This is a genomic window from Dinghuibacter sp. (genome assembly GCF_035492835.1).
Classification (GTDB): domain Bacteria; phylum Bacteroidota; class Bacteroidia; order Chitinophagales; family Chitinophagaceae; genus Dinghuibacter.
The window spans coordinates 15,530-39,455 of the sequence record NZ_DATJIY010000093.1 but is presented as its reverse complement, the minus strand read 5'-3'; the positions used below and the strand labels follow the sequence as shown (position 1 = coordinate 39,455).

Sequence of the window (23,926 nt, the reverse complement as noted above, 5' to 3'; positions counted from 1 at the left end):
ATTCACAGCAAAACAGGGAAAAAAGAGGCACCCCTCCCCTCGTCTTGAGCCGCAGGCCGAAAGTCGGCACGCGGGCAGTATCCGGCGCGGGCCAGCCAGCGGAGAGCCGGCGGGCAACCGAGGCGTGAGACTAGAAGTTCCCCTTATTGACATCCCACCAAAGGCGGGTCCCTCCGTTATCGGGTCCGCCGAGCAGGGATTGGACTGCGTTGTTGACGGCGGTTCCGTTGGTCGTATACTCTACCGAAGGATAGGGCAGGCGGCGGATCTGCCCGGAGGTGCTGATCGCTCCGCCGCTGTTGTTGATGACGACGGGGAAGAGTTTGGGGTAGCCGGTGCGGCGGTAGTCGGCCCAGGCTTCCTGACCGTCGGGGAAAATGGCGATCCATTTTTGGGTGATGATGCGCTCCAGCTGTTGCTCCTGCGTGGCGGCGGGGTCCCAGGCGATGGTGATCGCGGAGACGTCGGTGCTGTCGTTGTTGAGGCTGTTGTGCGGGTCGGTGAAGGGTTCTTCGACGCTGGTGTTGTCGGACAGGTAGTTGCCGATGGTTGCCTTCCATTGGGTGAAAGACGTCTGGACGCCGTTCTCGTAGTCGGTCTGCGCATTGCCGGCGCCTGACCAGCCACGGACGGCGGCTTCGGCCTTCAGGAACCAGACCTCGGCCGCGGTCATGATATACTGGGGCGCGGTCTGGGTAAAGGCGGTCGTCGTATTGGGCACGGAGAAGCCGGCATAGAGCGTCCCGGCGGAGCCCACGTCGACACCCGTACGGATGCCGATGTATTTGCCGCCGGCGGCGGGATCCGTGGCGGGAGCGGCGTAGGCCGGGCGACGGGGGTCATTGTAGCCATTCATATAGGAGAGCAGCGCCGCGTTCATGTTGTTGTTGCCCCAGGACGCGGTGACCAGCCAGATGTCGTTGGGCCGGGTGCCGGACTGGGCGATGAGGGCGTCGTCCGAGGGCGTGGCGAGCAACCCGCCAGGGTCGGCCATGGCTTTTTCGGCCTGTGCCTGGGCGGTGGCGGCGTCGGCCTTGACGATCCGCATTGCAAGCCGGAGCCGCAGGGAATTGGCGTATTTAAGCCACTCGGTATAGTCGCCGCCGTAGATCAGGTCGCCGGTAGCCAGCGGTTTGGAACCGGGGTTGGTCGCGATATACGCCTTCAGGTTGGCGACGGCGGTATCTATCTGGCGGAAGAACAGGCTATAGACGGTGTCCTGGCTGTCGTAAGCCACGCTGGTGACCGATGTCCCGGCCTTGCTGTAAGGGATGGGACCGAAACGGTCGGTTACGCGGTCCATGGCCTCTACCTGGATGAGGAGCGCCACGGCCCACATATCGGGTCGTGCCGTGGGCGTTCCCGCGTCCGCGATTTTTTTCACCACGGCCATGATCTGGTTGTACTGGTCCTTGAACCCGTTGACGTTCCAGCCGTCCACCATGAAGTAGTTGGCGTCGTTCTGTCCGCCGTTGAAATAGATGGGCGCCATGAAGTAGCCGGCGTAGGCGTCCGCGTTGAGGTTCTGGGCCGTCTGGTAGTCCGCGTAGATGGACTGCTCCAGCGGGCCGAACGCCGTGGACAGGATAGAGATCGTCTGCTGGTTGCTGAGCGACGAAGGATTGGTGTTATCCTTTTCAAAATTTTTGGTGCAACCCGTCAGCAGGAGTGCGGCCAATATATACGATGAAATCTTTTGCATTGTCGTTGATTGAAGCTTAGAAGGTCAGGTTCAGGTTAATCCCCACATTCCGGGTTGCCGGTTGGTTGAACAGGTCGATACCGGAAAGACCGTTGCCAGTGGACATTGTCAGTTCCGGATCGAAGGGCGCCTTCTTATAGAAGTACACCAGGTTCCTGCCTATAACCGACAAACGGGCGGATTTGAAAAAATGCCCGGTTACCGGCAGGTTATAGCCCAGCGCGGCTTCACGCAACCGGACCACGGTGGCGCTATACATGTATTCCCCGGTTACACCCTTGGTACCACCGATCGTCGTATACCAATTCTTGGCGTCGATGGTCGAAACAGCATTGCCGCTGGCGTCGACCCCGTTGATCTTTACGCCGCCGGAATTTCTTGCGTCGCCGGAGGCCTTGGATACGCCATATTGGTCGAGAACGGCCTGCGTCATCGACAACACCTGGCCGCCGAATTTGCCGTCGACCAGGAAGGTCAGGACGAATTTTCCGTAGGTCAGCGTGTTGCTCCAACCCAGCTGGAATTTGGGGTTGGGGTTGCCTATATAGCTGAAGGCACCGTTGTTGATCTGGGGGGTATATCCGCTGGCCGCGGTTCCGTTCAACAGGACCTGGCCCTGTGCGTTACGCTTGAGGGTATACCCGTAAATGTCGCCGTACTGGCCGCCCTTGGTGAGGTGCGACTCGTAGGCGTTGTTGTAGTTGGAGGTCAGCACAAAGCTGTTGATGCTGTCGCGGGAATCGACGTCGATGATCTTGTTCTTGTTGGCGGCGCCGTTGATCGAGGTCGACCAGGAGAAGTTCTTGGTTTTGACGGCGTCGTTCAACCCGAGCGTAAACTCGATGCCCGAGTTCTGGATATTCCCGGCATTGACGTATCCCGTGGAGTAAAGCGACGCGATCACCGGTTGTATCGGGAAATACTGGTTGTGCGTATTGGTCTTGTAATACGTGAACGTAAAGTTCAGCCGGTCGTGGAAGAACCGCCATTCGGTACCCAGCTCCGTGGAGTTCGTCTTTTCGGGCTTTAGCGTCCGGAACGCGTCGGCGGTATTGAAGACGAGCTGGCCGGCGGCGTTCTGGGTGTTTTGCACGTTGGTCAGGTAGGGCGGTACGGTGTTACCGACCTGGGCCCAGGCGCCCCGTACCTTGGCATAGCTGATGGCTTCGGGCAGGTGGAACATCTGCGTCAGGATCAGCGACAGACCCGCGGAAGGATAGAAGTAGGAAAAGTTCGGGGTGTACGCCAGGTTGGAAGACCAGTCGTTGCGGCCGGTCAGCGTCAGGTAGACCCAGTTCTTGTACGACAGGTCGGCGCTCGCGAACAAGGCCTGTAGCTGGCTGTGCGTTGGGAAGGGCGGGGTGGTCGTGTTCGGGATAGTGGACGTGACGTTGCTCGTCGTGTTGCTGGTACTCCCGGCATACGCGGCGATGGTATTCCCCAGCGTAAAGAAGTCCGGGGTGGACAGGTCGCTCGAGGTGTAGAACCCGCTCGTCCGATCGTCGGTGATGCTATACCCCGCAAGACCGTCGAGCTTGAGGGCGCCCCAGGCGGGGAAATTGAAGTTGGCGATCAGGTCGCCGTACTTATGCTCGGTGGTCTGGTTGCTGAGGTTGAGGTGACCGTTCCCGTTGCTGTTGAATACCCCGATGGTACCGGAGTAGAGGTCGTTCTCGTAGTTATCGGCAATATGATCGACGTCCCCGCGCGCCTGGATGTTCAGCCAGCTGGCTACGTCGTAGCGCACGCTGCCGTTAAACAGGATGCGGTTCCGGGTGGCGACGCTGGGTTGCATGTGCTGTATCCAGAAGGGGTTTTCCTGGTTGGTGGTCCCGTCCTTGAGGAACGGCCAGTTCTGACGGGCAAAACCCGTGGAGTCCGCGTTCAGGTAGTTGTTCTTGTAAGGCGCGATGTCCAGCCCCCGGGGGAAAAGATACAACCCCACCAGCGGGTTGGAATACAAGCCGAGTGCCGGGCTGTTGTCGATCGTCTGGGTGACGTAGTTGATGTTACCGTCGACGGTCAGTTTGTCGTTCAGGAGCTTACCGGTCTCGCGGAGGGTAAAGTTGTTCCGCTCCAGCTTGTTCCCGGGTTCCAGGCCGCGGGCCGAAGTATTGGCATAGGAAAAATAGGTCTGGGCCTTGTCGGACCCCGTGGACAGGTTGATGGCGTTGGTCCAGTTGGTACCCGTTTGGAAATAGTCCTTCAGGTTGTCGTGCGTCCCGGCGGTCAGCTTCGCGCCCCAGCTATCGGGCGCGTTCGCCGACGTCTGTCCATAGGTATTTTGGAAGTCCGGTTTGTATGCCGGCGTGGACGCCTCGAGCGAAGACGAGAAGTTGACGACGGCCTGGCCGGTCCGCCCCTTTTTGGTGGTGATCAGGATTACCCCGTTCTGGGCCTGGCTGCCGTACAGGGCGGCCGCCGAGGCGCCTTCCAGGACGGTGATGCTGGCGATGTCTTCGGGGTTCAGGTTAGAGATACCGTCGCCTCCGTCGGGTGTGCCGCCATAGGTGTTCGATGGTTGTGCGTTGGCGTTGGCGCCGTTGCTGATGGGGATACCGTCGATCACGTAAAGCGGCTGGTTGTTCCCGCTGGCGGAGCGGCTGCCGCGGAGGAGCACCTTGGTGGAGCCGCCCACGCCGGAGGCGCTGGGGGCGATGGTTACACCGGCTACCTTACCGCTCAGGGAGTTCATCAGGTTGTCGGTCTTTACCCGGTTCAATTCATCGGTGCCGATCTGCTGCGTGGCGTACGTCAGGGACTTTTCCGACCGGCGTACCCCGAGTGCGGTGACGACGATGTCCGTCAGGGCCGTTTGCGCGGGAACGAGGGCGACGTGCAGCGTCCGGCTGTCGCCCACGGTTACGCGTTTGGTTTCATAACCGACAAACGAAAATTCGATGACGTCGCCGGTTTCGGCGGTAATCGAAAAGGCGCCGCCGGCGTCGGTCACCGTGCCTCGGTTGGTGCCGGCGATCGTTACGCTGACCCCGGCCAGTGGACCGCCCTGCTGGGACACCACCGTACCGGTCACGGGCGCCGGAGGCGGCGGCGGAAGGGCCGCGGAGGCCGGGATTTCCTTTTTAATGGCGATGAGGTTGTTCTCTATGGTATAGGTCAGCTCCCTACCCTGGAAACAGGCGTCCAGGGCCTGGCGGATGGTGGCATTCCGGAGGTGGAGCTCCACGGGCCGCTCACTCTGTATGTCGTTGTATTTGTAGACAAAAGAGTAATGGGTTTGTCCCTCGATGGCCGAGAACACCTGCTGTAAGGACAGGTTTTTGCCGGAAAGGGATATGTTCTGCGCATTTCCCCGGGCGCTGACTTGAAATGTTGCAGCTAGTAATAAGACAGATGTCAGTCTCATAATTAGTAGCATTTTAGCAATCGGATTCATAAATTTGAACACATTTGGTTTTACGTGAAGAATTCGTCTTGAGAACATGGATGATTTGCGGAGGAACCAGGTCGCCGGGAGTGTTGCAAGCGCTTCCGGTTTTTTGGTTTTTGGAGGGATCAGATAGTCATAGCGCAACCGTTTTGGGTGATGAATGTGGTTATGAGAGGACGATGATTTTTTTGCCCTCGATCCTGAAGCGGATGCCGATCAGCTCCATGACGTGGAGCACCTCGGTGACATCGGCGGTGCGGGGGATCTTGCCCACGATCTCGTCCCGCGGGACGTTTCCCTGGTAAACGACGTCGACGTCATACCACCGGGCGATCTGGCGCATGACCTCGTCCATCCGGGTCCGGTCGAAATAGTAGTAACCGTCTTTCCAGGCAACGGTAGCGGCGGTGTTGACCGTTCGGGTCGTGATGCCGGCGTCTTCGAAAGCGCCTTGTTCGCCTGGCTTGAGCACCACGTCCGGTCCATGGTGACGTAGCGCAACGGCGCCTTCCAGCAGGGTCGTCCGGACGATCTGCTCGTCTTCATAAGCCATCACGTCAAAGCGCGTCCCCAGCACCCGGGTCTGTGTTTGACCCGCGCGCACGATAAACGGTTTGCGCGTATCACGGGCCACTTCGAAATACACCTCGCCGGTGATGTCCACGGTCCGGTCGCCGCCCGAAAAGGCGGCGGGGAAGCGGATGGACGACGCGGCGTTCAGCCAAACCTTCGTACCGTCCGGCAGCGTCACCTGGTATTTGCCGCCCCTCGGGGTGATCAACGTATTGTAGACGGGCGTCGTGTCCGCCGCGTTCCCCGCTTCGTAGGCCAGCCGGCCGTCCGCCAGCTTGACGACCTTACTGCCGCCCTGCCGGCTCAGCAAGCCTTGCCGGGCGCCGTTGAGGTCTACCTGTCCGCCTCCCGACAAGACCAGTACGGCGCGGTCGGCTCCGGGGGTGATCGTCGGTATTTGGGCGACCTTTGCGGCCGGCGGCGTGTGATGAAGCGCCCGGTACGCCAGCGGGCCGCCGGTAAGCAGGACGACGGCTGCCGCGGCCGCGGCCCAGCGTACCGCGCGCCGCCCGTACAGCGGGAGGCGAAGACCGCCCTTGTCGACGGACAGGACTTTCTCCAACAGGGGCTGCCCGGCGTCTTCGGGTTCGCCGGTGGAGGCCTCGGTTTGTTCCAGCAGGCGCCGGATGGCCTCCTGTATGGGCGCGGCCATGGCGGGGTCGCCTATCAGCGCCTGCCATTCCGTCTCTTCCGCCGCAGTCAGGGCGCCCGACATCGATCGCTCCAAAAGGTATTGTATCCGTTCGTGTTGCATGAATTGGGGGTCTCTTCCTAGTATGAACACCGGGAAGGAGATTAGGACTATCGGCGCCCAAAAAAAATTTACAAGGGATGCCCGTGGGCCTCCAGGTACTGCCGGATAAAACGGAGGGAAGTGACCAGTACGTTTTTTACGGTATTGGGGGAGAGGTGCAGGGCTGTGGCGATCTCGGGGATCTTCAGACCCTCGTCCCGGCTCATCCGGTAGATACGGCGGCGCTGGGTGGGCAGCAGCCGGACGGCTTCGGCGATCAGACGGCTGACTTCGTGGAAGTGAACGGTGTCGAGGGTGGTCTGGTCGTCCTCGTGCAAACCGAGGGAAGAAAGACCGTCCCGGCGGAGGTTTTTCCGGCGGAGGTACTTGTAGCATTCGTTCGAAGCCACCGTAAATACCCAGGCGTTCAGGTTCTGGACGTCCGCCAGCTTGTCCCGTCCCATCCATAACCTGACAAAAGTCTCCTGCAGCACTTCTTCCGTATCCGCGGCGGAAAGCGTGAGTTTGAGCAGGAAGGGACGCAGGGTAGGGAAATAGGCATGGAACAGGAGGCCGAAAGCGGCCTCATCCCCTTGCGCGATCTGTTCCAGAAGCACGGGTTCATTATGTAAACGGGGCGTGGGCAAGGCGTGCAAATTACAGAAATTCGTACCTTTTCTTCCAACAGGGACGACTCATGACAAAAGTAGCGCTGATGGTTTCACTGGCGGTCCTGGCGATCGCCGGTCTCAAGGTGGGTGAGAAAGCCCCCGATTTTACGCTGACGGATCAGAACGGTAAGCCCTGGTCGCTCCACGACCGGTTGGGCAAAAAATATATCGTCATTTATTTCTATCCGAAAGACGAGAGCCCGGTCTGTACGAAGGAGGCCTGCGCCTTCCGGGACAACTACGACAAGTTCACCAAAAAGGGGGCCGAGGTCGTGGGGATCAACGGGGCCTCCGCGGCCTCACACCGTTCCTTCCAGGAAAACCACCAGCTGCCCTTCACGCTCCTGAGCGATAGCGCCGACCGCGTCCTGAAACTATACGGAGTCCACGGCGCCCTGGGTATGACAGGCCGCCAGACATTCGTCCTGGACCCCACCGGTAAGATCATCTATACCTATAAGGGGCTGCTCCAGGGGACAAAACACGAGGAAGAAGCCCTGGCGCATATCCCGGGGAACCCGTAATTTACGGGGCGTATGAAGCCATTCCTTATCCTTTTTGCCGTTCTGGCGGCGCCCCGTTTGCTCAATGCCCAGACCTTCGAGGGGAAAGTCGTCTACCAGCTCACCTATACCAGCAAGCTCAAAGGCCTCTCCAATGACCGGCTGGCCAACGCCATGGGCGACAGAAGCGAATACTATATAAAGGGCGGTGACTACAAGACGGTCAGCAACGGTACCATTTTTCAATGGCAACTGTACCGCAACCACGAGAACCGGATATACAATAAAACCCTCAAGTCAAACGCGCTCCTTTTTGCGGAGGGCGCCTCCAACACGGATACGGTGTACAATACCAGCCTGGTTTTCGGCGCCGTCACGATCCTGGGTCACTCCTGTGACGAGGTCGTGCTCAACTGCCGGTCGGGGGTGCAACAATACTACTTCAGTCCCTCCTTTGGGGTGGACAGCGAGCTCTTCCGCTTACACCGGTATGGCAACTACTATGAATACATTTCCCGGGCCCACGCCATTCCACTGAAGTATGTCGTCGATACGCCCCAGTTCATCGTCGAAGCCACTGCCGTCCAGGTAACTCCGATGACCCTCGACGCTTCTTTTTTTGCCCTGCCCCAGGGGGTGCTGTTACAACCCATGCCCCAAAATTAAGACCATGCGGTTCCTTTACTTTTTCCTGCTGTCAGGATCGGGCTTTTTCCTTCCAGGGCTCAACGCCGCCGCCCAGGTGGACGTACGGCACTACGGTTTTCATCTTACGCTCCATGATTCGACCAACCGGATCGATGGCTGGGCCGACATAACGGTCGCGTCCGTCTCCGCGGGTCGTTTTCACCTCGACCTGGCGCCGTCCATGCGTGTCAGCCGTCTCACCGACAATGGCCGGACGATCGGCTTTGCGCGGGACACGAGCGGATTAACCATCCGGGTATCGGCCGGCCGGCACCACACCTACCGCGTCGTATATTCGGGCGTTCCGGCCGACGGGCTGATCATCCGGGTCAACAAGTTCGGACAACGAACGTTCTTTGGGGATAACTGGCCAGACCGGGCGCACCAATGGCTGCCTTGCGTGGATCGCCCGGGCGACAAGGCCCCGGTGGATTTCTATGTGACGGCCCCCGGTCAATACCAGGTGGTCGCCCCTGGACGTAAGCTGGCAGACGCCCTGCTTTCGGGGCATCGCCGGTTGACCCACTGGCAGGAGAAGGTCCCCATCCCGACCAAGGTCATGGTGATCGGCGTAGCGCAATTTGCCATCAGCGCCCCGGTATATGTGGAGGGAATACCTGTATTTACGTATGTTTTCCCCGAAAACCAGGGACCGGGTTTCCGGGACTATGCGGTGGCCACGCGTATCCTGCCCTGGTTCATACACCGGCTGGGGTTCTATGCGTATGAGAAGCTGGCCAACGTCCAGTCCAAAACCATCTTTGGCGGAATGGAGAACGCCAGCGCCATCTTCTACTTCGAGAACTCGGTGGGCACGGGGCGTGCGATGGAATCGCTCATGGCCCACGAGATTGCGCACCAGTGGTTCGGGGACGAAGTGACCGAGACCGACTACCGCCACCTTTGGCTGAGCGAGGGGTTCGCCACCTACATGGAGCATTGCTACCGGGAATCCCGGTATGGCGCGGATACGCTGCGGGCGGACCTGACCCACGACCGCCGTACGGTGCTGGCTTTTGTCCGCCGGCACCCGGATGTACCGGTGGTAGATACCGGGTTGAAGGGCGGGTACATGCGGCTCCTCAACGCCAACAGCTATCAAAAGGGCGGCTGGGTCCTTCATATGTTGCGCCGGCAGCTCGGCGACAGCCTCTTTTGGACCGCCATACAGCGCTATTACGCGCGGTATGCGGGCCGGAACGCCTCCACGGACTCCCTGCGCCTGGTGCTGGAGTCCGTCAGCGGGCAGGATCTGCGGCCATTTTTTACGCAATGGCTCTACACCCCGGGGGTACCGCAAATACGCGTCACCCGGGCGTCCCCAACCCAGGTCCGGTTGGAGCAGTCGCAGGACCCGTTGTTCCGGTTCCCGCTGGAATACACGGTGAACGGGCGTCTTTCCGTCGTCCGGGTGACCGGGCGCACGACGCTCGTGGACGTGCCCGAAGGGGCGGTCGTGCGCTGGGATCCGGATGTGAACCTGCTGGCGGACATCGAGGTCGAGACCAAGGTCAACCCATGAAAACGGCATCCAGCATCAGATAGGCGCCCGAATACAAAAAGAAATCCCGGCAGATAAGGGCAGGTCGGCGGCACCAGGGTTTGGCCGGAAGCTTCTTCAGCGAAAGATGAAGCAGCAACCCCAGGAGCAGGAAACAAAGACCGGTTTCACGGGTGTGTGTGGCATGCATATCCTTAAGAGAGAGAAACGGCTAATTTTCCACACGGGTTTGTTAAATAAATACTAGTCGCCGGCGTTTTGCGCGCGTATTATTGTTGACTATGCGACTTGCCATATCTGTAATATTCCTTTGCAGTCTGTATGCCTGTGCCAAACACGCGGGTACTCCTTCCTCCGGTTCCGGTACCGGTGGGGGAAGCACGACGGACACGGTCATCACTCCTCCCACGGATCCAGCCGTTTCCCCGACGGTAGGCTTTTTTCTGAACGACTGGAAATCCAAAACCTTTGCCGCGCCCGGCACCACGCCGGGGACCGTGGGGAGCTCGCCCGCGACCGACCAGCTCACCATCGACATCAGCAAGGTCCTGACCAAGGTTTCGCCCTACGTCTATGGGAACAACTCCAACCTGTGGATGACGCAGATCATCGACCAGGCGCCGCTGATGGGTTACCTGAAGGACCTCAACCCCGGGATCATCCGCGCCCCGGCGGGGAGTATCAGTGACCTGTACTTCTGGAACCAAAGCGCGGCGGCGCCGGCAGACGCCCCCGCGCAGCTGTATGCGAACGGCCAGGAGTCCGCGGCGGGTTACTGGTTTGGCGGCAATACGGCCTCCTGGACACTCAGCCTGGATAATTATTATGCCGTCCAGGCGGCGACAAGCGCCACCGGGGTGATCACCGTCAACTATGGATACGCACGCTACGGCACCGGTCCGAGCCCGGTATCGGCCGCGGCCCACCTGGCGGCGGACTGGGTCCGGTACGACAAAGGGCGCAGCAAATTCTGGGAAGTGGGCAACGAAAACTACGGGAACTGGGAAGCGGGTTACCAGATCGATCCGTCCACCAACCAGGACGGTCAGCCGGCGCTGATCACGGGCGACCTGTACGGAAAGCACGTAAAGGTGTTCGTGGATTCGATGCGGGCCGCGGCGCAGGAGGTGGGGGCCACGATCTATATCGGCGCCTTCCTCGAAGACAGCCCGCCGTACGCGGGGGCCTACCAATCCCTGGTGAGCTGGAACCAGGGCGTATTGAGCGAAGCAGGTGGCGCGGTGGACTTTTTTATCGTCCACGACTATTTCACGCCTTATAACGACAATACCACCGCCGCTAACATCCTGTCCACCGCGACGACGGTTCCGGCCAGCGCCATGACCTACCTGCAACAGCAGATGACAGCGGCCGGCGTCGCACAGAAACCGATTGCGCTCACCGAATGGAACATCCAGGCAGTAGGGTCCAAACAGGACGTGTCCTATATCGCCGGGATGCACGCCGTCAAGGCCCTTGGCGCCATCATCAAAAACAGCTTCGGGGAGGCCAGCCGCTGGGACCTGGCCAACGGATGGAACAACGGGGACGACATGGGTATGTTCAGCGAAGGCGACGAGCCCAATGTGCCCCAATGGAACCCGCGGCCGTCTTTTTTCTACCTCTATTATTTCCAGAAATTCTTCGGGGACCGGATGGTTTCGGATACGCTTCATTCGTCGGGTGGGGACCTGACCACGTATTCCTCCTCGTTTTCTTCGGGACAGGCGGGTACGATCGTCGTCAATTCCGGGACGGCCGCCCATACCCTGTCGATCGATTTCAGGAATTTCGCGGCCGGGAGCCAGTACTATTGGTACGTGCTCACCGGGGGGACGGACAACGGCGACTTCTCGGGAAAGGTATACGTAAACGGTACCGCCCCCACAAACGCCACCGGCGGTCCCCTGGGATATGCCACCCTCAAGGCCTATGCCGCGCCCCTGACGGGCACCATCTACCTCTCCGTGCCGGCCCGTTCGGTTATTTACCTCGTGGCGGACAAAAAGGGCTAGGGCAGCTGACATACGGTTGTCAATGACCGGGGTATCTTTGACCCATGACCAGCCGCCAGATTGCAGGGATCCGGCTTCACAGCCAGCAGATCGCCGGGACCGGGGTTTCGGACCCCGCGGCGTTGGTGCGCCGGATGGGTTGTCTCCAGGCACAGGACTTCGCGGGCGCCAAGTGGGCCCTCGCCACGCGGCTCCCCGGCATCGGGGAGACGGACATCGACCGCGCTTTTCAGGAAGGCGCCATTTTGAGGACGCATGTCCTGAGACCGACGTGGCATTTTGTATCTCCGCACGACATCCGGTGGATGCTCCGGTTGTCCGCGCCAAAGATCCGGGCCCTCAGCCAGGGGCTGCACCGGAAGCTGGGTATCGATGCGGTGGCGCTCCGGCGCAGCAAAACCGCGTTGGGGAACGCCCTGGCGGGGGGCAAACGGCTCACGCGGGCGCAGCTCCTGGCGCCGCTCCGGAAAGCCCGGGTCAATACCGACGATATACGCATGGGTTTTTACCTCATGGACGCCGAGGTCGAGGGTTTGATCTGCAGCGGCGGCAGGGAGGGAAAGCAATTTACTTATTCCTTACTCGACGATCGGGCGCCTTTTTCGGACCCGGTGGATGCCCGTTCCGCGGTAGTCGAGCTGGCCACGCGTTACTTCCACAGCCGCGGACCCGCTACGGTGTACGACTTCGCCTGGTGGAGCGGTTTGACGATTTCGAGGGCGCAAGGGGGACTGGAAGCGATCCGGCATACGCTTACGCATACGGTCGTCCGGGGTCAGGCGTATTGGTTTCCCCGTGATTGCATGGCTTTTTCGCGGCCCTCGGTGCGCCTGCTCCCGGCGTATGACGAATATACCGTAGCTTACCGCGATAGGGCGGATGTACTGGCGCCGGAGGCCGGGGAAACGACCGGGAACGGGATTTTCCGGCCGATACTGGTCGTCAACGGGCAGGTAACGGGCGTTTGGAAACGGACCGAAACACGCGCCGCCATAACCCTGGAAGTCAGCCCGCTGCAACCGCTCGGCCCGGGTGCCACGCGGCTGTTGGCGGCGGAAGTCCAGTCGTTTGGCCGATACGCCGGCAAACCGGCGACATTGGTCTGACATCTGTCGCCGGTCTTATCTTCGCAAGAATCGGGTTTTCCTCCGGCAGGTGCGCAGGTAACTTTGTCTCATCAAAATTGCCAGCAACATGGAAACGCAAAAAGACATCAACTACCAACGGATAGCGGAAGCTATCACCTTCTATACGGAACACTTCAGGGAGCAGCCCTCCCTGGACACCGTGGCGGCGCACGTGCACCTGAGCCCGCACCATTTCCAGCGCATGTTTCACGAATGGGCCGGGGTGACGCCTAAGCAATTCCTGCAGTACATCAGCCTGGAGCACGCCAAGGGGCTCCTCCAGGCGCCCGGCGCGACCCTTTTCGACACCGCCTTCGAAACGGGGTTGTCGGGGACGGGGCGGCTGCACGACCTGTTCATCAAAATCGAAGGCATGACGCCGGGGGAATACAAGAACGGCGGGAGCAGCCTGGTGATCCGCTACAGCTTTGCCGAAAGCCCCTTCGGCCCGCTGATCGTCGCTTCCACCGACAAGGGCATTTGTCACCTGGCCTTTGCCGACAAGGGGGTGGGCGATGCGTTTAACGAGCTGCAGCGCCAGTTCCCCAACGCCACGTTCCAACAGTTCACCGACGCCCAGCAGCAACAAGCCCTGTTTATTTTCACCCAGGACTGGCGGCAATTGCGGGACATCAAGCTTCACCTGAAGGGGACACCGTTCCAGCTGAAGGTATGGGAAACCCTGTTGTCCGTTCCGCTCGGCGGGTTGACGACCTATGGCGACATCGCCCGCGACATCGGCGACCCCAACGCCGCCCGGGCGGTTGGCTCCGCGGTCGGCGACAACCCGGTAGCCTTCCTGATCCCCTGTCACCGGGTGATCCGTTCCAGCGGAGCCTTTGGACAATACCACTGGGGCATCGCCCGGAAGACGGTGATGATCGGTTGGGAAGCGGCCAGGACGGCACCGGGTTTCAACTCTGGTTTCAACGAAAACTAAAAGCCATGCAAAGCATCATAGAACGCCTGAAGGCCAAGGACTGGACGCGGGCGGCCGAAGACCTGCACACGCAGGGCTACAGCCACCTGCCCCGGGTCCTTACCTGGGCGGAATGCGCGGCGCTGACGGCTGCGTATACCCAACCCGACGCCTACCGGAAAACGATTCAAATGGAGCGCTACCGTTTCGGGCAAGGGCAATATAAGTACTTCCGTTACCCGCTGCCTTCGTTGATCGCCGATATCCGCGCTACGGTGTATCCATTTTTGGCGCCCGTCGGTAACCGGTGGATGGAGGTCCTGGGTGAAACCACGCGGTATCCTCCCGGCCTGGAAGACCTGCTGGCCTCCTGCCGTGCGCACGGGCAAACCGAGCCCACCGCGCTGATACTCTCCTATACCACCGGCGGATTCAACACCCTGCACCAGGACCTTTACGGAGATGTATACTTCCCGATGCAGCTCGTCCTTTTCCTCGACGAGCCCGACGAAGACTACACCGGCGGAGAATTCGTCCTCACCGAACAAGTACCCCGCGCCCAGTCAAAAGCTACCGTGCTCACGCCCCGGCGGGGAGACATGCTGGTCTTCACCACCAGCTTCCGCCCGATCAAGGGCAGCCGCGGTTATTACCGCGCCCACGTCAAACACGGCGTCAGCCCTGTCCGCGGTGGGCACCGGCATACGGTGGGGATTATTTTTCACGACGCGGCGTCGTAGTTTTGTGTCATGATCAGACCCGCCACGCCGCGGGCCGCGGGCGCGCGGCGGCCGTGAGCGGCGAACCATAAATATGGGCCGTCGCAAAGACTTGCAACGGCCCAGAGCCATTAACCTATGTGCCTTATTTAACTTTGGAAAAACCTTTCAGTGTAGCGTTGGTCCGTCCCGGTTTAGAATTGGTCGCCTAAGCGTTTGTTGAAACGGACGATGTGGTAGGAAACGAACAGCGCGATGGCGATAAACGTAGCGATGCCCGCAGTGACTTCGAGGGTAATACTGTTGTTCATAACGATGTTGTTTTCGTGGTTCGGATTATCTGTTGTCATAAGTAAAACGGATAACCTCTCAAAAGACACCGCGGTTTTCAACTTTTTTTTCGAAAAAACGGGCGGCCGTCAGAGACCCTGCGGCCGCAGGGCCTTTTCGAGCGCGTTCCCGTCGATGAGCGCCCAATGCTCGATGATTTTTCCATCCGCGACCCGGAAAAGTCGGTAGCCACGGATGGACACCTCTTTGAAGGTAGGCGGTATCCCCCGCCAGGTTCCGATGTGCCGCATCCGCATCGTGATCAGCACGATGCTTTTATCGCCTTCGGTCAATTGGTGATCGATGACGGTATGGTGCTCAAAGGAGGCGGACGTGAGCGCTATCCAGCGACGGACGCCTTCGGCGGTCGGAGGGAGATCGGGGGGAAGACCGTGGTCGACGTAGTCCGGGTGGAGGTCGGGAACGGCGCCGTTGTTCCACGTGCGCTCGATGTAGTGGGTGATTATTGCTGCTATCATGCCGCGAAGCTAGGCGCCGCGAGATGCAAAAGCCTGTGACGTTCGTCACTTTCGCAACCGCGCGCGGATACGGCTCAGGGATTCGCGGCTGACGCCGAGATAGGAGGCCAGCTGGGTCTGCGGCACGCGTTGGATCAACGCGGGTTCGTGCTGCTTCAGCCAGGCGTAGCGTTCTTCAGGGGTGTACAGTTTGAAGAGGTCGGCGTGCCCCTGTTCCTGGATGAGCAGGCTCTCCAGCAAGGAGCGGCCCCATCGTTCGACCTCGGGCGACCGGTCATACAATATTCGGAGCGCAGAGCCTTCGAGGGTGAGCGTAGTGGTACGCTCCATGGCTACCAGCGAGCAATCGGCGGCAGCGCCGCTTCGCAGGCTTTTGAGGTTGGTGGCGAATGCGCCTTCGAAAAGGAACCGCAAATTTATTTCCTTCCCATCCTTCAGGTAGCGCACGCGCACCGCCCCTTGTTCGATGCCGTGGATATGACGAGCCGGGGCGCCTTCCCTTAGGAGGTAGGTGCCCCGGCCCCAGACATGGCGTGATGCTGCAGTTTGGACAAGGAGTGAAGCTTCCGGCGACAAGCCGTCAAAGAGCTCAGGCATGCTGGAAGAACCGGTGAAAGAACAGCAGCTGGTACCGTATGGAGTTGCTCCAATAGGTCCAGGCGTGCCCCCCGGGACGGGTGATAAAGTCGTGGGGGATGTTGCGCTCCACGAGGAGGTTGTGGAGGTTTACGTTGACCTTGTAGAAAAAGTCGTCGGTGCCGCAGTCGAAGATGAGCGCAAATGGCAGCGTGTTGGGGTGGAGCAGGTATACGAGGTTTACGACGCTGTGGTCCTCCCAGCGTTCAGGGTATTTGTCGTAGGGGCCGAGCTGGTCTTTGATGTTCCAGTTGTCGGGGAAGGGTCTCAGGTCCACGCCGCCGCTCATAGAGCCGGCTGCGCCATAGATGTCCTGGTGGCGGAAGCTGAGGTACAACGCCCCGTGACCGCCCATGCTGAGACCGGTGATCGCGCGGCCGGACCGGTTGCGGATGGTGCTGTAGTGATTGTCTATCCAGCCCACCAGCTCGGAGCTGACAAAGGTTTCGTAGTGTGAACCGGTGTCGACGGGGCTGTCGAAGTACCAGCTGTTGAAGCGGCCGTCAGGGCAGACGATAATCAGGTGATAGGCGTCCGCGTCCTGGGCGACTCCGGGGATGTTCCGGACGTAGTCGGCGTAGTTACCGCTATAGCCGTGGAGCAGGTAGACGACCGGGTAATGTTTGTCGCGGTCGTAGCCGTCGGGAAGGATCACCACTGTTTTGATGTCCTTGTGCATCGAAGGGCTGTAGACGGCGACGGTGTCGACGTGGGCCGCGTACGCCATTCCGGCGCGCAGCAGCAGGAGGAGAAGGATTAAAGAGCGCATGCGCAAAAGTAGGTTATTCGGCGCCTTGTACCTCGAAGGTCGTTTCGCCATAGAGGGGTGTGCCCTGGGCGCTGATCCCCTGGACGACGAGGACGTACTTCCCGGGCAGGTCGGAGGTAAAGAAGCGGACCACGCCATCCCCCTTTTCGGGCAAAGATACCTGCGGGTCCCAATACAGGACATTCCGGTAATCGGGCAGACGCGACGCCTTTTGCGCGTTGGTGGCGTAGGTGGGACTATAAAAGGTCCGTTTGGCCTGGAGGCCTTCGTAGTCCAGCGCCGTGGCGTGCGGGTCGAGCTGGTAGCCGTTCAGGTCGCCGCGATAGGTGGTCCAGTTGAGCAACCCGGTAAAGAAAACGCCTCCCAGGAAATACCGGCGCGTAAGGACTTCCAGCCGGCGCAGTTTCAGGGGATCGTATTTCATAAACTGGTCGGTGTTAAAGATGGGCACCCCATCCAGCAGGATAAAGGGGTCTTCGTCAAACGGCTGGGCCGCGGGACCGTTGTAGGCCCAAAGGTGGAAGTGCTCTCCCTTCCGGTAGACGTTGACGAGCTGGACATACTCCCGCAGGACCTCCTCCATGGTGGTGAAGCGTACATAGTCGTCGAGCATGTAGGTCAGGTCGGGATGGAGGTAAAAAGCCGTGGTGTCCGCCGCCGGGGGCAAAAAGGGCGACTGGGAGCGCATGGCCGCATAGGCGTTCTGTACCTGCATCGAAAGGCTGTGCTCCGTAAGCGTGACCGGATTGTCCAGCGGCGGGGCGAAAGCGGGCAGCGGATAAGCGGGGTAGATCTCGGAGAACGGGTTATCCACGTCTATACGATAGAAGCTGTCCAGAGTGGCCAGGTTGGTCTGGACGACAATCTGTGAAGTGCCGAACATATCCGGGAAATTGAAGGCGACGCGGCCCGACGAATCGCTGATGGCGGTCTGGAAGAGGGTGCGGTTGCCGGGCGCGGAGCAGTAGGCTTCCATATTGACGCCCGGGGCGCCGCTCCGCGTATCCACGACCCGGCCGGTGACGAGGTGTCCGTTGTACTCGGGGGCATAGGTGAATACCGGTGTCGTGTCCTTTAATACGTCTTCCCAGCGGAAACGCCGCCAGCCCCGAGTCAACAGCAGGTTGTCCAGGGCCTCCGGGTGGTCGAAATAGTACCCGGGGTGCGATACGAGACCGCCGAGGTCCGACGTCAGCCAGAGGTAGTTGTAAATGTTTTGCTCGGGGACGCTCTGTAAGGAGTCCAGCCGGTAGGCGGCTACCGAAAGGTCCGTTCCGGTGAGACCCGCCGGGGCCCCTACGTGAACGCTGACGCCTGAACGCGTGTTATAATGGAGCTTGTCCGTTTCCAGCCGTAGCCCGTGGTCGTCGCCGGGCTGCTTGAACCAGAGGCGCTCGCAAACCGGCTGGCGGTCGTCGTTAAAGACGGTCAGGTGGGCGATCCCCGCTTCCAGCTTCGCCGGGTCGACATAGAAGGTGGCCTGTCCATCCGTTAGAGGGGCCGCCTCCGCGACTTCCATGCTGGCGTTGGAGTGGACCAGCAAAAAGACCCTGCCCGCGTTCGTCGAGCGAACGGCGATCCGAAGCCGCCCGTCCGCCGCGGTGTCCAGGTGCAGGACGTAGCCCTGTGCGTAGGCATCCGGCAGCGCCAGGGTGGTGTCGCCTATCCTTACCCGGTAGCGTCTGCCGGCCTGGGGCGTCAGCTCGAAGCGTCCCATGCCCTGGGCCCGGGGGCTAACCCGTTGGAGGGTATCCCCGCGATCATCGATAAGTACGCCGGTGACATCCAGGGGGTCGCCATAGGCGTCCGTCGCCTGGAAGGCGATGGTCGACGGAATACCGTCGACGAGGTTCCCTCCCTCCGGGAAAAACGCGACCCGCGGCGCGGGCGGTGTTTTCGCCGGCGGGGCAGGCAAAGCCTGACGGGTATTGATGACGGAGATGTTTTTTTCAAAATAATACGAGGCCGGCTCGTTCCTCATCCAACGGGTATAAGCCCTCAGGGTATAGACGCCCGACGCCAGCGTGGATGGCAGATACAGCGACCCGGCGCCGCTGCCCGCGTCCAGGGATATCTTGGCCTGGAGGGCGGGTTTACCGCGGGCGTCCAGGATTTCTACGTAGGCCACCCGGCTTAGGGAAAGCGGCTTTCGGTTGGCCGCGGAGACGTCGTAGCACTTGAACCAGCACAGCTCCCCGCAGAGATAGTAATCCTTGTCGGTTTGCACAAAGACCTTTTCATACAGGTGCGTGCCGCGGTAGGCGGCCCAGTGCCGTAAGAGATCGTCCTGGGCCCGTAGGTAACCCTGCAGGGACAAAAAGGTTAGGAGAATACTCAGCTGTTTCATTCGTACTGTTTATTGCCAGAACCAGGGTTGGGTCGTAGTGCCGCCCAGTTGCCGGCAGTCCACGCACTCGATGAGGTTGGAAACCCACCCCGGACCCATGGGGTTCATCTCTATGGGTACGTATATGCCCATCGGCGGATGGTCCGTATTGATCGGGGGAACGGGCGCTATGCCGGTAAAGAACCAGGTATAGAGACCCTTTGGCACGGAGGGGACGATCGTGTCCGGTTCGGGACAGGTAAAGATGTAGGGCCAATAAGGGGGGCGTCTCGCAAAAATCCGGAGCGTTTGTTCGGATGACACGTTGACAAAACCCACGACCGTCTGGGAGGGGTCGCTGACGCAATGGATGTTGCCCTTCAGGTTGGAGGGCAGCGGGTCGAAGATGGAGCCCAGGTTCTCGGTATTGGACTGCATCAGCAGGAGGTAGTTGTAGCAGTCGGCGCTGAGGGCGTACTGGTGTACGTTGATGCTGTATTCCACGCTCAGCCGCTGGTCGCCTTCCGCGATAAAGGTGAGGGGGAACTCGGACACGACGTCGTGGGATAGCTTGGTGCTGGTGTAGATCAGGATGTCGGTGGAGCTGTCTCCCTTCCAGCACGTGAATATCTGATTCCCGGGTGGCCGGACGATGACGGTGTCGGTCACGGGGTCGAATTCCATGGAGCTGTATTCGGCGGAGTTGTATTCCCAGGTTTCGGAGTAAGACCACTGGTAATAACGGGTGTTGTCCGAGGGGTTATGGGTATTGACGTTCACATAGACGCCGTCCGTTCCCTTGTACATGATGCTGATGCTGTCGATGGGCGGGTTGGGGATGACGTGGACATAGTCCGACTGGTATTCGACGTCCCCGGCGGTATGTATGTCAAGGCGGTAGGTTTTGGTCGTGTCCAGCGGGAGCGCGCCGAAGGTGTACGTGCCGTTGGCTCCGGGGGCGGAGGCGTAGGTGGTGCCGTCGGAGCCTTCCAGGGCGACCGTGGCGCCCTCTTCAAACACCTCGCTGGCCGTGTCGGTAAGGGGCACCGACCGGCTGAGGATAATGGTGGAAGGGCCGGCCCCCGCGTTGATGTTGCCCTCGACCACCAGGTAGCCGGTGGGCGGGTTGTTCAGGTGCGGGCTGTAGGGCTTTACGCAACCCGCGATGCATATGCAACATATGATACCGAAACGCCTCATATTTAAAAGCGGATGTTGAAGTTTATGTATGGGATGGCGCTACCAAAGATGGAGAGCTTGTATCCGTTGACGACCCCGTTTTGTGAAACGAAATAGACCGAGTAGGGGTTTTGACGCCCGGTCAGGTTATATACCCCGATCGTCCAGGAGTTATGCGTCTTCTGGTGGATCTTGTGGTTGCCTTCAATGTTCATGGCGAGGTCCATCCGGAAATAATCGGGGATGCGGTAGGCGTTCCGGTCTGAGTACAGCGCCCGCTCGGAACCCGCGTAATAAAATACGCCGATGGGGAGCGTGATTGGGCGGCCGGTGTTGTAGACCGTGTTTAGAGAAACGCTGAAGCGGTGGTTGACCTTGTAGTTGCCGACCAGGTTGACGTCGTGCGGCTCGTCGTAGCTGGCTGGGTACCAGTTGCCGCCGTTGACGATTTCACCGGCCAGGGGGTCGTTCATCTGGAGTTGCGTCCGGGAGTAGGTATAGGAGAACCATCCGTTGAGCTTCCCGGTTTGTTTGCGCACCAGGAACTCCACGCCATAGGCCCTGCCATGGGTGCTCATCACGTCGGTTTCGATGTGATGGTTCATGACCAGTACGGCGCCGTCCTTGTAGTCGAGGTAGTTGTCCATGTTCCGGTAGTATACCTCCACCGAAGTCTCGATCGTATTGGAGGCGAAGTTCCGGTACAACCCCAGGGAATATTGGGCCCCGGTGGTGGGAAGGATGTGGGTGTCGCTGAGCTTCCAGATGTCGGTGGGCGCCATGGCGGTGGTGTTGGACAGCATGTGGATGTACTGCCGGCCGGTGTTGAAAGAGGCCTTTAGCGAGGTATTCTCGCCGAGGCTGTAGCGCGCGGATAACCGGTACTCCGGACCCGAATAGGTCTTGATGAACTTCCCGCCGGGATAAGGCGTCGTCCCGGTCAGGTTGCCCGCGGTGAGGGGCTCGCCGGGTGCGTAGTCGTTGACATTGGAGGGTCCGAGGAAATTGAACATCGAATACCGGATGCCCGCCTCGATCGACAGATCGCCGGTCACCTTGTATTCGTCGCTGAGGAAGAGAGCGCTTTCCAGGGCGCGCTCGGTTTGCAGCGTATCGGGTATGGTGAGGGACTTGTCCCCTACCGGCGTATAGGTCCCGGGATGGAGCTTGTAGTGGATGGACTGGAAGCCGAATTCCAGTGTGTGCTTGGAGTTGAGGTAGTATTTAAAGTGATCTTTCAGGTAGAATTGGTTGATATCGAATCCCAGCCGGGACGCGGTGACCGGGTTGTTGATGGCATCGATCCGGTATTGGTAGCGGTCGTAGCCGGTTACCGCTTCCATGTTGAGCTTGTTGTTGAAGATGTGTTTCCACTTCAGCGACGCATTCCGGTTGCCATAACTGTAGGTGGTATCGCTGTTGAGGTTGAACCGGTCCTGGCTGAGGTAACCCGTTATAAAAAGGGTGTTGCGTTTGTTGATCTCCTGGGTGATACCCAGGTTGATGTCGTAAAAGGAGGCGCGGCTGTTCTTATACTGATCCGGCAGGAGGTTGAGCAGCCAGTTGGCATAGGTGGTGCGGGCGCCGATGATAAAGGAGGACTTGTCCTTGACGATGGGGCCTTCCAGGTTGAGCCGGCTGGTCAGCAGACCGATGCCCGCCGATCCCTCGTATTGTTTTTTGTTGCCCTCACGGGTGCTCACATCCAGCACGGAGGAAAGACGGCCGCCGTATTGGGCGGGGATGCTGCTTTTGTACAACTCCACGTCCTTGACGATTTCCGGGCTGAACGCCGAGAACAAACCAAAGAAGTGGGATGGGTTGTATATCGTGGCGTCGTTGAGCAGGATCAGGTTCTGGTCCGCCGCGCCGCCCCGGACATTCATCCCCGTGGAGGACTCGCCCACCGATTTCACGCCCGGAAGCGTCAGCACGACGCGCAGGACGTCGGCCTCGCCAAAGACTACGGGCACCTGTTTGATCGCCTTGATGTCCAGGCGCTGCATCCCCATCGTGAGGCTACGGATGTTGCTGGCCTTCTCGGACGAAATCACCACGTTCCGGAGCGCCAGGACCTGCCCCTGCATCTCGATGTTGAACCGGCCTTCGCCGTTGACCTGGACCTGGCGGCGGGTGTCGCGCATCCCGATGCTTTGGATATAGAGAACGTGCCGCCCCCTGGGCAGGCTGAGGGAATAGTACCCGTATTGGTCGGTGGCGACACCATTGTGCGAATTGTCGACGACGATGGACGCCCCGATGATCGGTTCTTCCGACTTTGCATCCCGGACGTATCCAGCCAGCGTGACGTTGCCCGGATTGTCGGATTTCTCCCCGACGATAAACAGCTTGGCCTGGATAACGGCTTCACGGAGGGTAGCGTCTTGTTCTTCGGTGCTGGGGGTTTCCCTGGCAGCGTCTTGTACGGGGCGCCGGTTGACGTGTTGTTCGGTTTTGGCTATCGCCCCGGTGTCGGGCTGGAAGGCCGGTGTCCCCAGCTCCAGCGCGTAGCCCTTGGAGATAAATACGTTCCCGTTTGCGTCGACCGCAAAGAACAATCCCGTTCGGTCGAGGGCCAGCGTGAGCGCTTTTTCCAGGAGTTCGTCCTTAACATGGAGCGTGATCTTCAGGCTGTCGGTCTGGGTGGTGTCGTAGAAAAAGTGCACCGCGGCCTGGTGCTCGACGATCTGCACCAGCGTGTCGAAACGGGCGGAGTCCAGCGCGATCGTGACGCGGCGCTGCGCGCGTAGCGACTGCGGCGCCGCGAGCACCGCCATAAACGCGAGCACGGCCGCCAGCCTTGGCGCGAGCCTTATCGTGAGCCGCCTTGCGGCGCGTTTACCGGGAAGCGTCTGCATAAGGAAGTCCGTCATAGTAGGTGATGATCTGCGTAAGACTCTCGTCCTTTCCTCTTTTCAGGGAAAGCTTATTCCTCCGTATGTATGCCTGCACTTCCTTTCTTTTGTCGGAGAGGGCTTCCAGGACCGATTTCTTTTTATTGATCGAATAGTAATGTCCTCCTTTTTCGAGGTGGTAGCTGCTGTCGGCGTAGATATAGTGCTCTACCCCCGTGGTCGTGACGCTCTCCTGGATGTTCTTGCTGGTCCTCCTCAACAGCCGCACCCGGCCTTCATACAACACCTCGTAAAAACCGGTCCGTATGTCGTGCGTGCTGTCCCGCACCAGCCGGATGAACTTCCGGCCGTCAAGGTAAAAGGACTTAACCCTCGGGCTGTTCAGGACCATTTTGAAACCCATATTGGGCGGCACCGTCACCAACCCGTCGCGTACCACGTCATACCACAGCGTCAGGTTGTCGTATGTCATGCCGTCGTAGGTAACCCGCCCCGGGAAGGGTTGGGCCGAGCCAAAGTAGGGGTGACCGTTTTTCAGCGAAGCAGCATAATCCACGTATTCGCTCCCATTATATAAGCCGTTCTCCGGCGACAATATCTTGTGGAACTGGGAAATAGCCCCTGCAAAAGCCGAGCTATCGGACTGGGCGCACGTCCGGTGGACGAGCCATAAGGAAAGGCACAGCAGCGCTAATCTTTTCATGTGTGGTTAGGGCAATCGTATCAGGATGATGTAAAATAGGCGAAATGACCGGGATTTTCAAGGTATTGAACGCCGGGATCGAGAAACGTGCTGGCTAACGTGTGTTCT

General features: G+C 59.8%; 20 protein-coding genes. 7 read left to right on the top strand and 13 right to left on the bottom strand.

Annotation, left to right across the window (positions count from 1 at the left end; all coding sequences use genetic code 11):
• Positions 1-130: 130 nt before the first annotated feature.
• From VL547_RS08800 to VL547_RS08785, 4 genes are all read right to left on the bottom strand, one after another.
• Complete coding sequence (locus tag VL547_RS08800) at positions 131-1,702, bottom strand: SusD/RagB family nutrient-binding outer membrane lipoprotein (protein ID WP_325577286.1); 1,572 nt, start codon at positions 1,700-1,702, stop codon at positions 131-133.
• 16 nt (positions 1,703-1,718) lie between these two features.
• Positions 1,719-5,069 carry a SusC/RagA family TonB-linked outer membrane protein gene (locus tag VL547_RS08795; protein ID WP_325577285.1) on the bottom strand — a complete coding sequence of 1,117 codons (3,351 nt, stop codon included), beginning with the start codon at positions 5,067-5,069 and terminating at the stop codon, positions 1,719-1,721.
• Between the two features lie 190 nt (positions 5,070-5,259).
• Entirely contained in the window at positions 5,260-6,420 is a 1,161-nt protein-coding gene (locus VL547_RS08790; protein ID WP_325577284.1) for a FecR family protein, read from the bottom strand.
• Positions 6,421-6,488: 68 nt separating this feature from the next.
• Positions 6,489-7,016 (bottom strand): RNA polymerase sigma factor, encoded by a 528-nt coding sequence (locus tag VL547_RS08785; protein WP_325577283.1) that lies wholly within the window; start codon positions 7,014-7,016, stop codon positions 6,489-6,491.
• Between the two features lie 80 nt (positions 7,017-7,096).
• Here VL547_RS08785 and VL547_RS08780 point away from each other — a divergent pair, with 80 nt between their 5' ends.
• From VL547_RS08780 to VL547_RS08770, 3 genes are read left to right on the top strand one after another with little or no spacing between them, the layout of a single operon-like run.
• Positions 7,097-7,594, top strand: a complete 498-nt coding sequence (locus VL547_RS08780) for a peroxiredoxin (RefSeq protein ID WP_325577282.1) — start codon at positions 7,097-7,099, stop codon at positions 7,592-7,594.
• A 12-nt stretch (positions 7,595-7,606) separates the two neighbouring features.
• Positions 7,607-8,239 (top strand): hypothetical protein, encoded by a 633-nt coding sequence (locus VL547_RS08775; RefSeq protein WP_325577281.1) that lies wholly within the window; start codon positions 7,607-7,609, stop codon positions 8,237-8,239.
• A 4-nt stretch (positions 8,240-8,243) separates the two neighbouring features.
• Positions 8,244-9,782 carry a M1 family metallopeptidase gene (locus tag VL547_RS08770; protein ID WP_325577280.1) on the top strand — a complete coding sequence of 513 codons (1,539 nt, stop codon included), beginning with the start codon at positions 8,244-8,246 and terminating at the stop codon, positions 9,780-9,782.
• Here VL547_RS08770 and VL547_RS08765 read toward each other — a convergent pair.
• Positions 9,772-9,951, bottom strand: coding sequence for a hypothetical protein (locus VL547_RS08765; protein ID WP_325577279.1), 180 nt, complete (start codon positions 9,949-9,951; stop codon positions 9,772-9,774). The two genes, VL547_RS08770 and VL547_RS08765, sit on opposite strands and share 11 nt — an antisense overlap.
• A gap of 91 nt (positions 9,952-10,042) precedes the next feature.
• Between VL547_RS08765 and VL547_RS08760 the strand changes: the two genes are divergently transcribed.
• From VL547_RS08760 to VL547_RS08745, 4 genes are all read left to right on the top strand, one after another.
• Positions 10,043-11,776: an alpha-L-arabinofuranosidase gene (locus VL547_RS08760; protein WP_325577278.1), complete on the top strand. Its 1,734-nt coding sequence runs from the start codon at positions 10,043-10,045 to the stop codon at positions 11,774-11,776.
• Positions 11,777-11,820: 44 nt separating this feature from the next.
• The gene (locus tag VL547_RS08755) at positions 11,821-12,882 is read left to right on the top strand and encodes a winged helix DNA-binding domain-containing protein (protein WP_325577277.1); all 1,062 of its coding nucleotides are present in this window, start codon (positions 11,821-11,823) and stop codon (positions 12,880-12,882) included.
• A gap of 88 nt (positions 12,883-12,970) precedes the next feature.
• Positions 12,971-13,843, top strand: a complete 873-nt coding sequence (locus VL547_RS08750; protein WP_325577276.1) for a methylated-DNA--[protein]-cysteine S-methyltransferase — start codon at positions 12,971-12,973, stop codon at positions 13,841-13,843.
• A gap of 5 nt (positions 13,844-13,848) precedes the next feature.
• Positions 13,849-14,562, top strand: a complete 714-nt coding sequence (locus tag VL547_RS08745; protein ID WP_325577275.1) for a 2OG-Fe(II) oxygenase — start codon at positions 13,849-13,851, stop codon at positions 14,560-14,562.
• 173 nt (positions 14,563-14,735) lie between these two features.
• Here the strand turns inward: VL547_RS08745 and VL547_RS08740 are convergent, their stop codons facing one another.
• The 8 genes from VL547_RS08740 to VL547_RS08705 form a co-directional block, all read right to left on the bottom strand.
• Positions 14,736-14,891 carry a hypothetical protein gene (locus tag VL547_RS08740; RefSeq protein ID WP_325577274.1) on the bottom strand — a complete coding sequence of 52 codons (156 nt, stop codon included), beginning with the start codon at positions 14,889-14,891 and terminating at the stop codon, positions 14,736-14,738.
• A gap of 69 nt (positions 14,892-14,960) precedes the next feature.
• A complete protein-coding gene (locus VL547_RS08735) occupies positions 14,961-15,350 on the bottom strand; it encodes an ester cyclase (RefSeq protein WP_325577273.1) in 390 nt (129 codons plus the stop codon).
• A 45-nt stretch (positions 15,351-15,395) separates the two neighbouring features.
• Positions 15,396-15,947: a Crp/Fnr family transcriptional regulator gene (locus VL547_RS08730; RefSeq protein ID WP_325577272.1), complete on the bottom strand. Its 552-nt coding sequence runs from the start codon at positions 15,945-15,947 to the stop codon at positions 15,396-15,398.
• The gene (locus VL547_RS08725; RefSeq protein ID WP_325577271.1) at positions 15,940-16,755 is read right to left on the bottom strand and encodes an alpha/beta hydrolase family protein; all 816 of its coding nucleotides are present in this window, start codon (positions 16,753-16,755) and stop codon (positions 15,940-15,942) included. The genes VL547_RS08730 and VL547_RS08725 overlap by 8 nt, the downstream gene beginning before the upstream one ends.
• 13 nt (positions 16,756-16,768) lie before the next feature.
• On the bottom strand, positions 16,769-19,102 hold the full coding sequence (locus tag VL547_RS08720) for a hypothetical protein (protein ID WP_325577270.1): 2,334 nt from the start codon (positions 19,100-19,102) through the stop codon (positions 16,769-16,771).
• A gap of 9 nt (positions 19,103-19,111) precedes the next feature.
• A complete protein-coding gene (locus VL547_RS08715) occupies positions 19,112-20,281 on the bottom strand; it encodes a DUF4249 domain-containing protein (protein ID WP_325577269.1) in 1,170 nt (389 codons plus the stop codon).
• Positions 20,282-20,283: 2 nt separating this feature from the next.
• Entirely contained in the window at positions 20,284-23,133 is a 2,850-nt protein-coding gene (locus VL547_RS08710) for a TonB-dependent receptor (RefSeq protein WP_325577268.1), read from the bottom strand.
• On the bottom strand, positions 23,099-23,818 hold the full coding sequence (locus tag VL547_RS08705) for a hypothetical protein (RefSeq protein WP_325577267.1): 720 nt from the start codon (positions 23,816-23,818) through the stop codon (positions 23,099-23,101). The genes VL547_RS08710 and VL547_RS08705 overlap by 35 nt, the downstream gene beginning before the upstream one ends.
• Positions 23,819-23,926 lie beyond the last annotated feature (108 nt).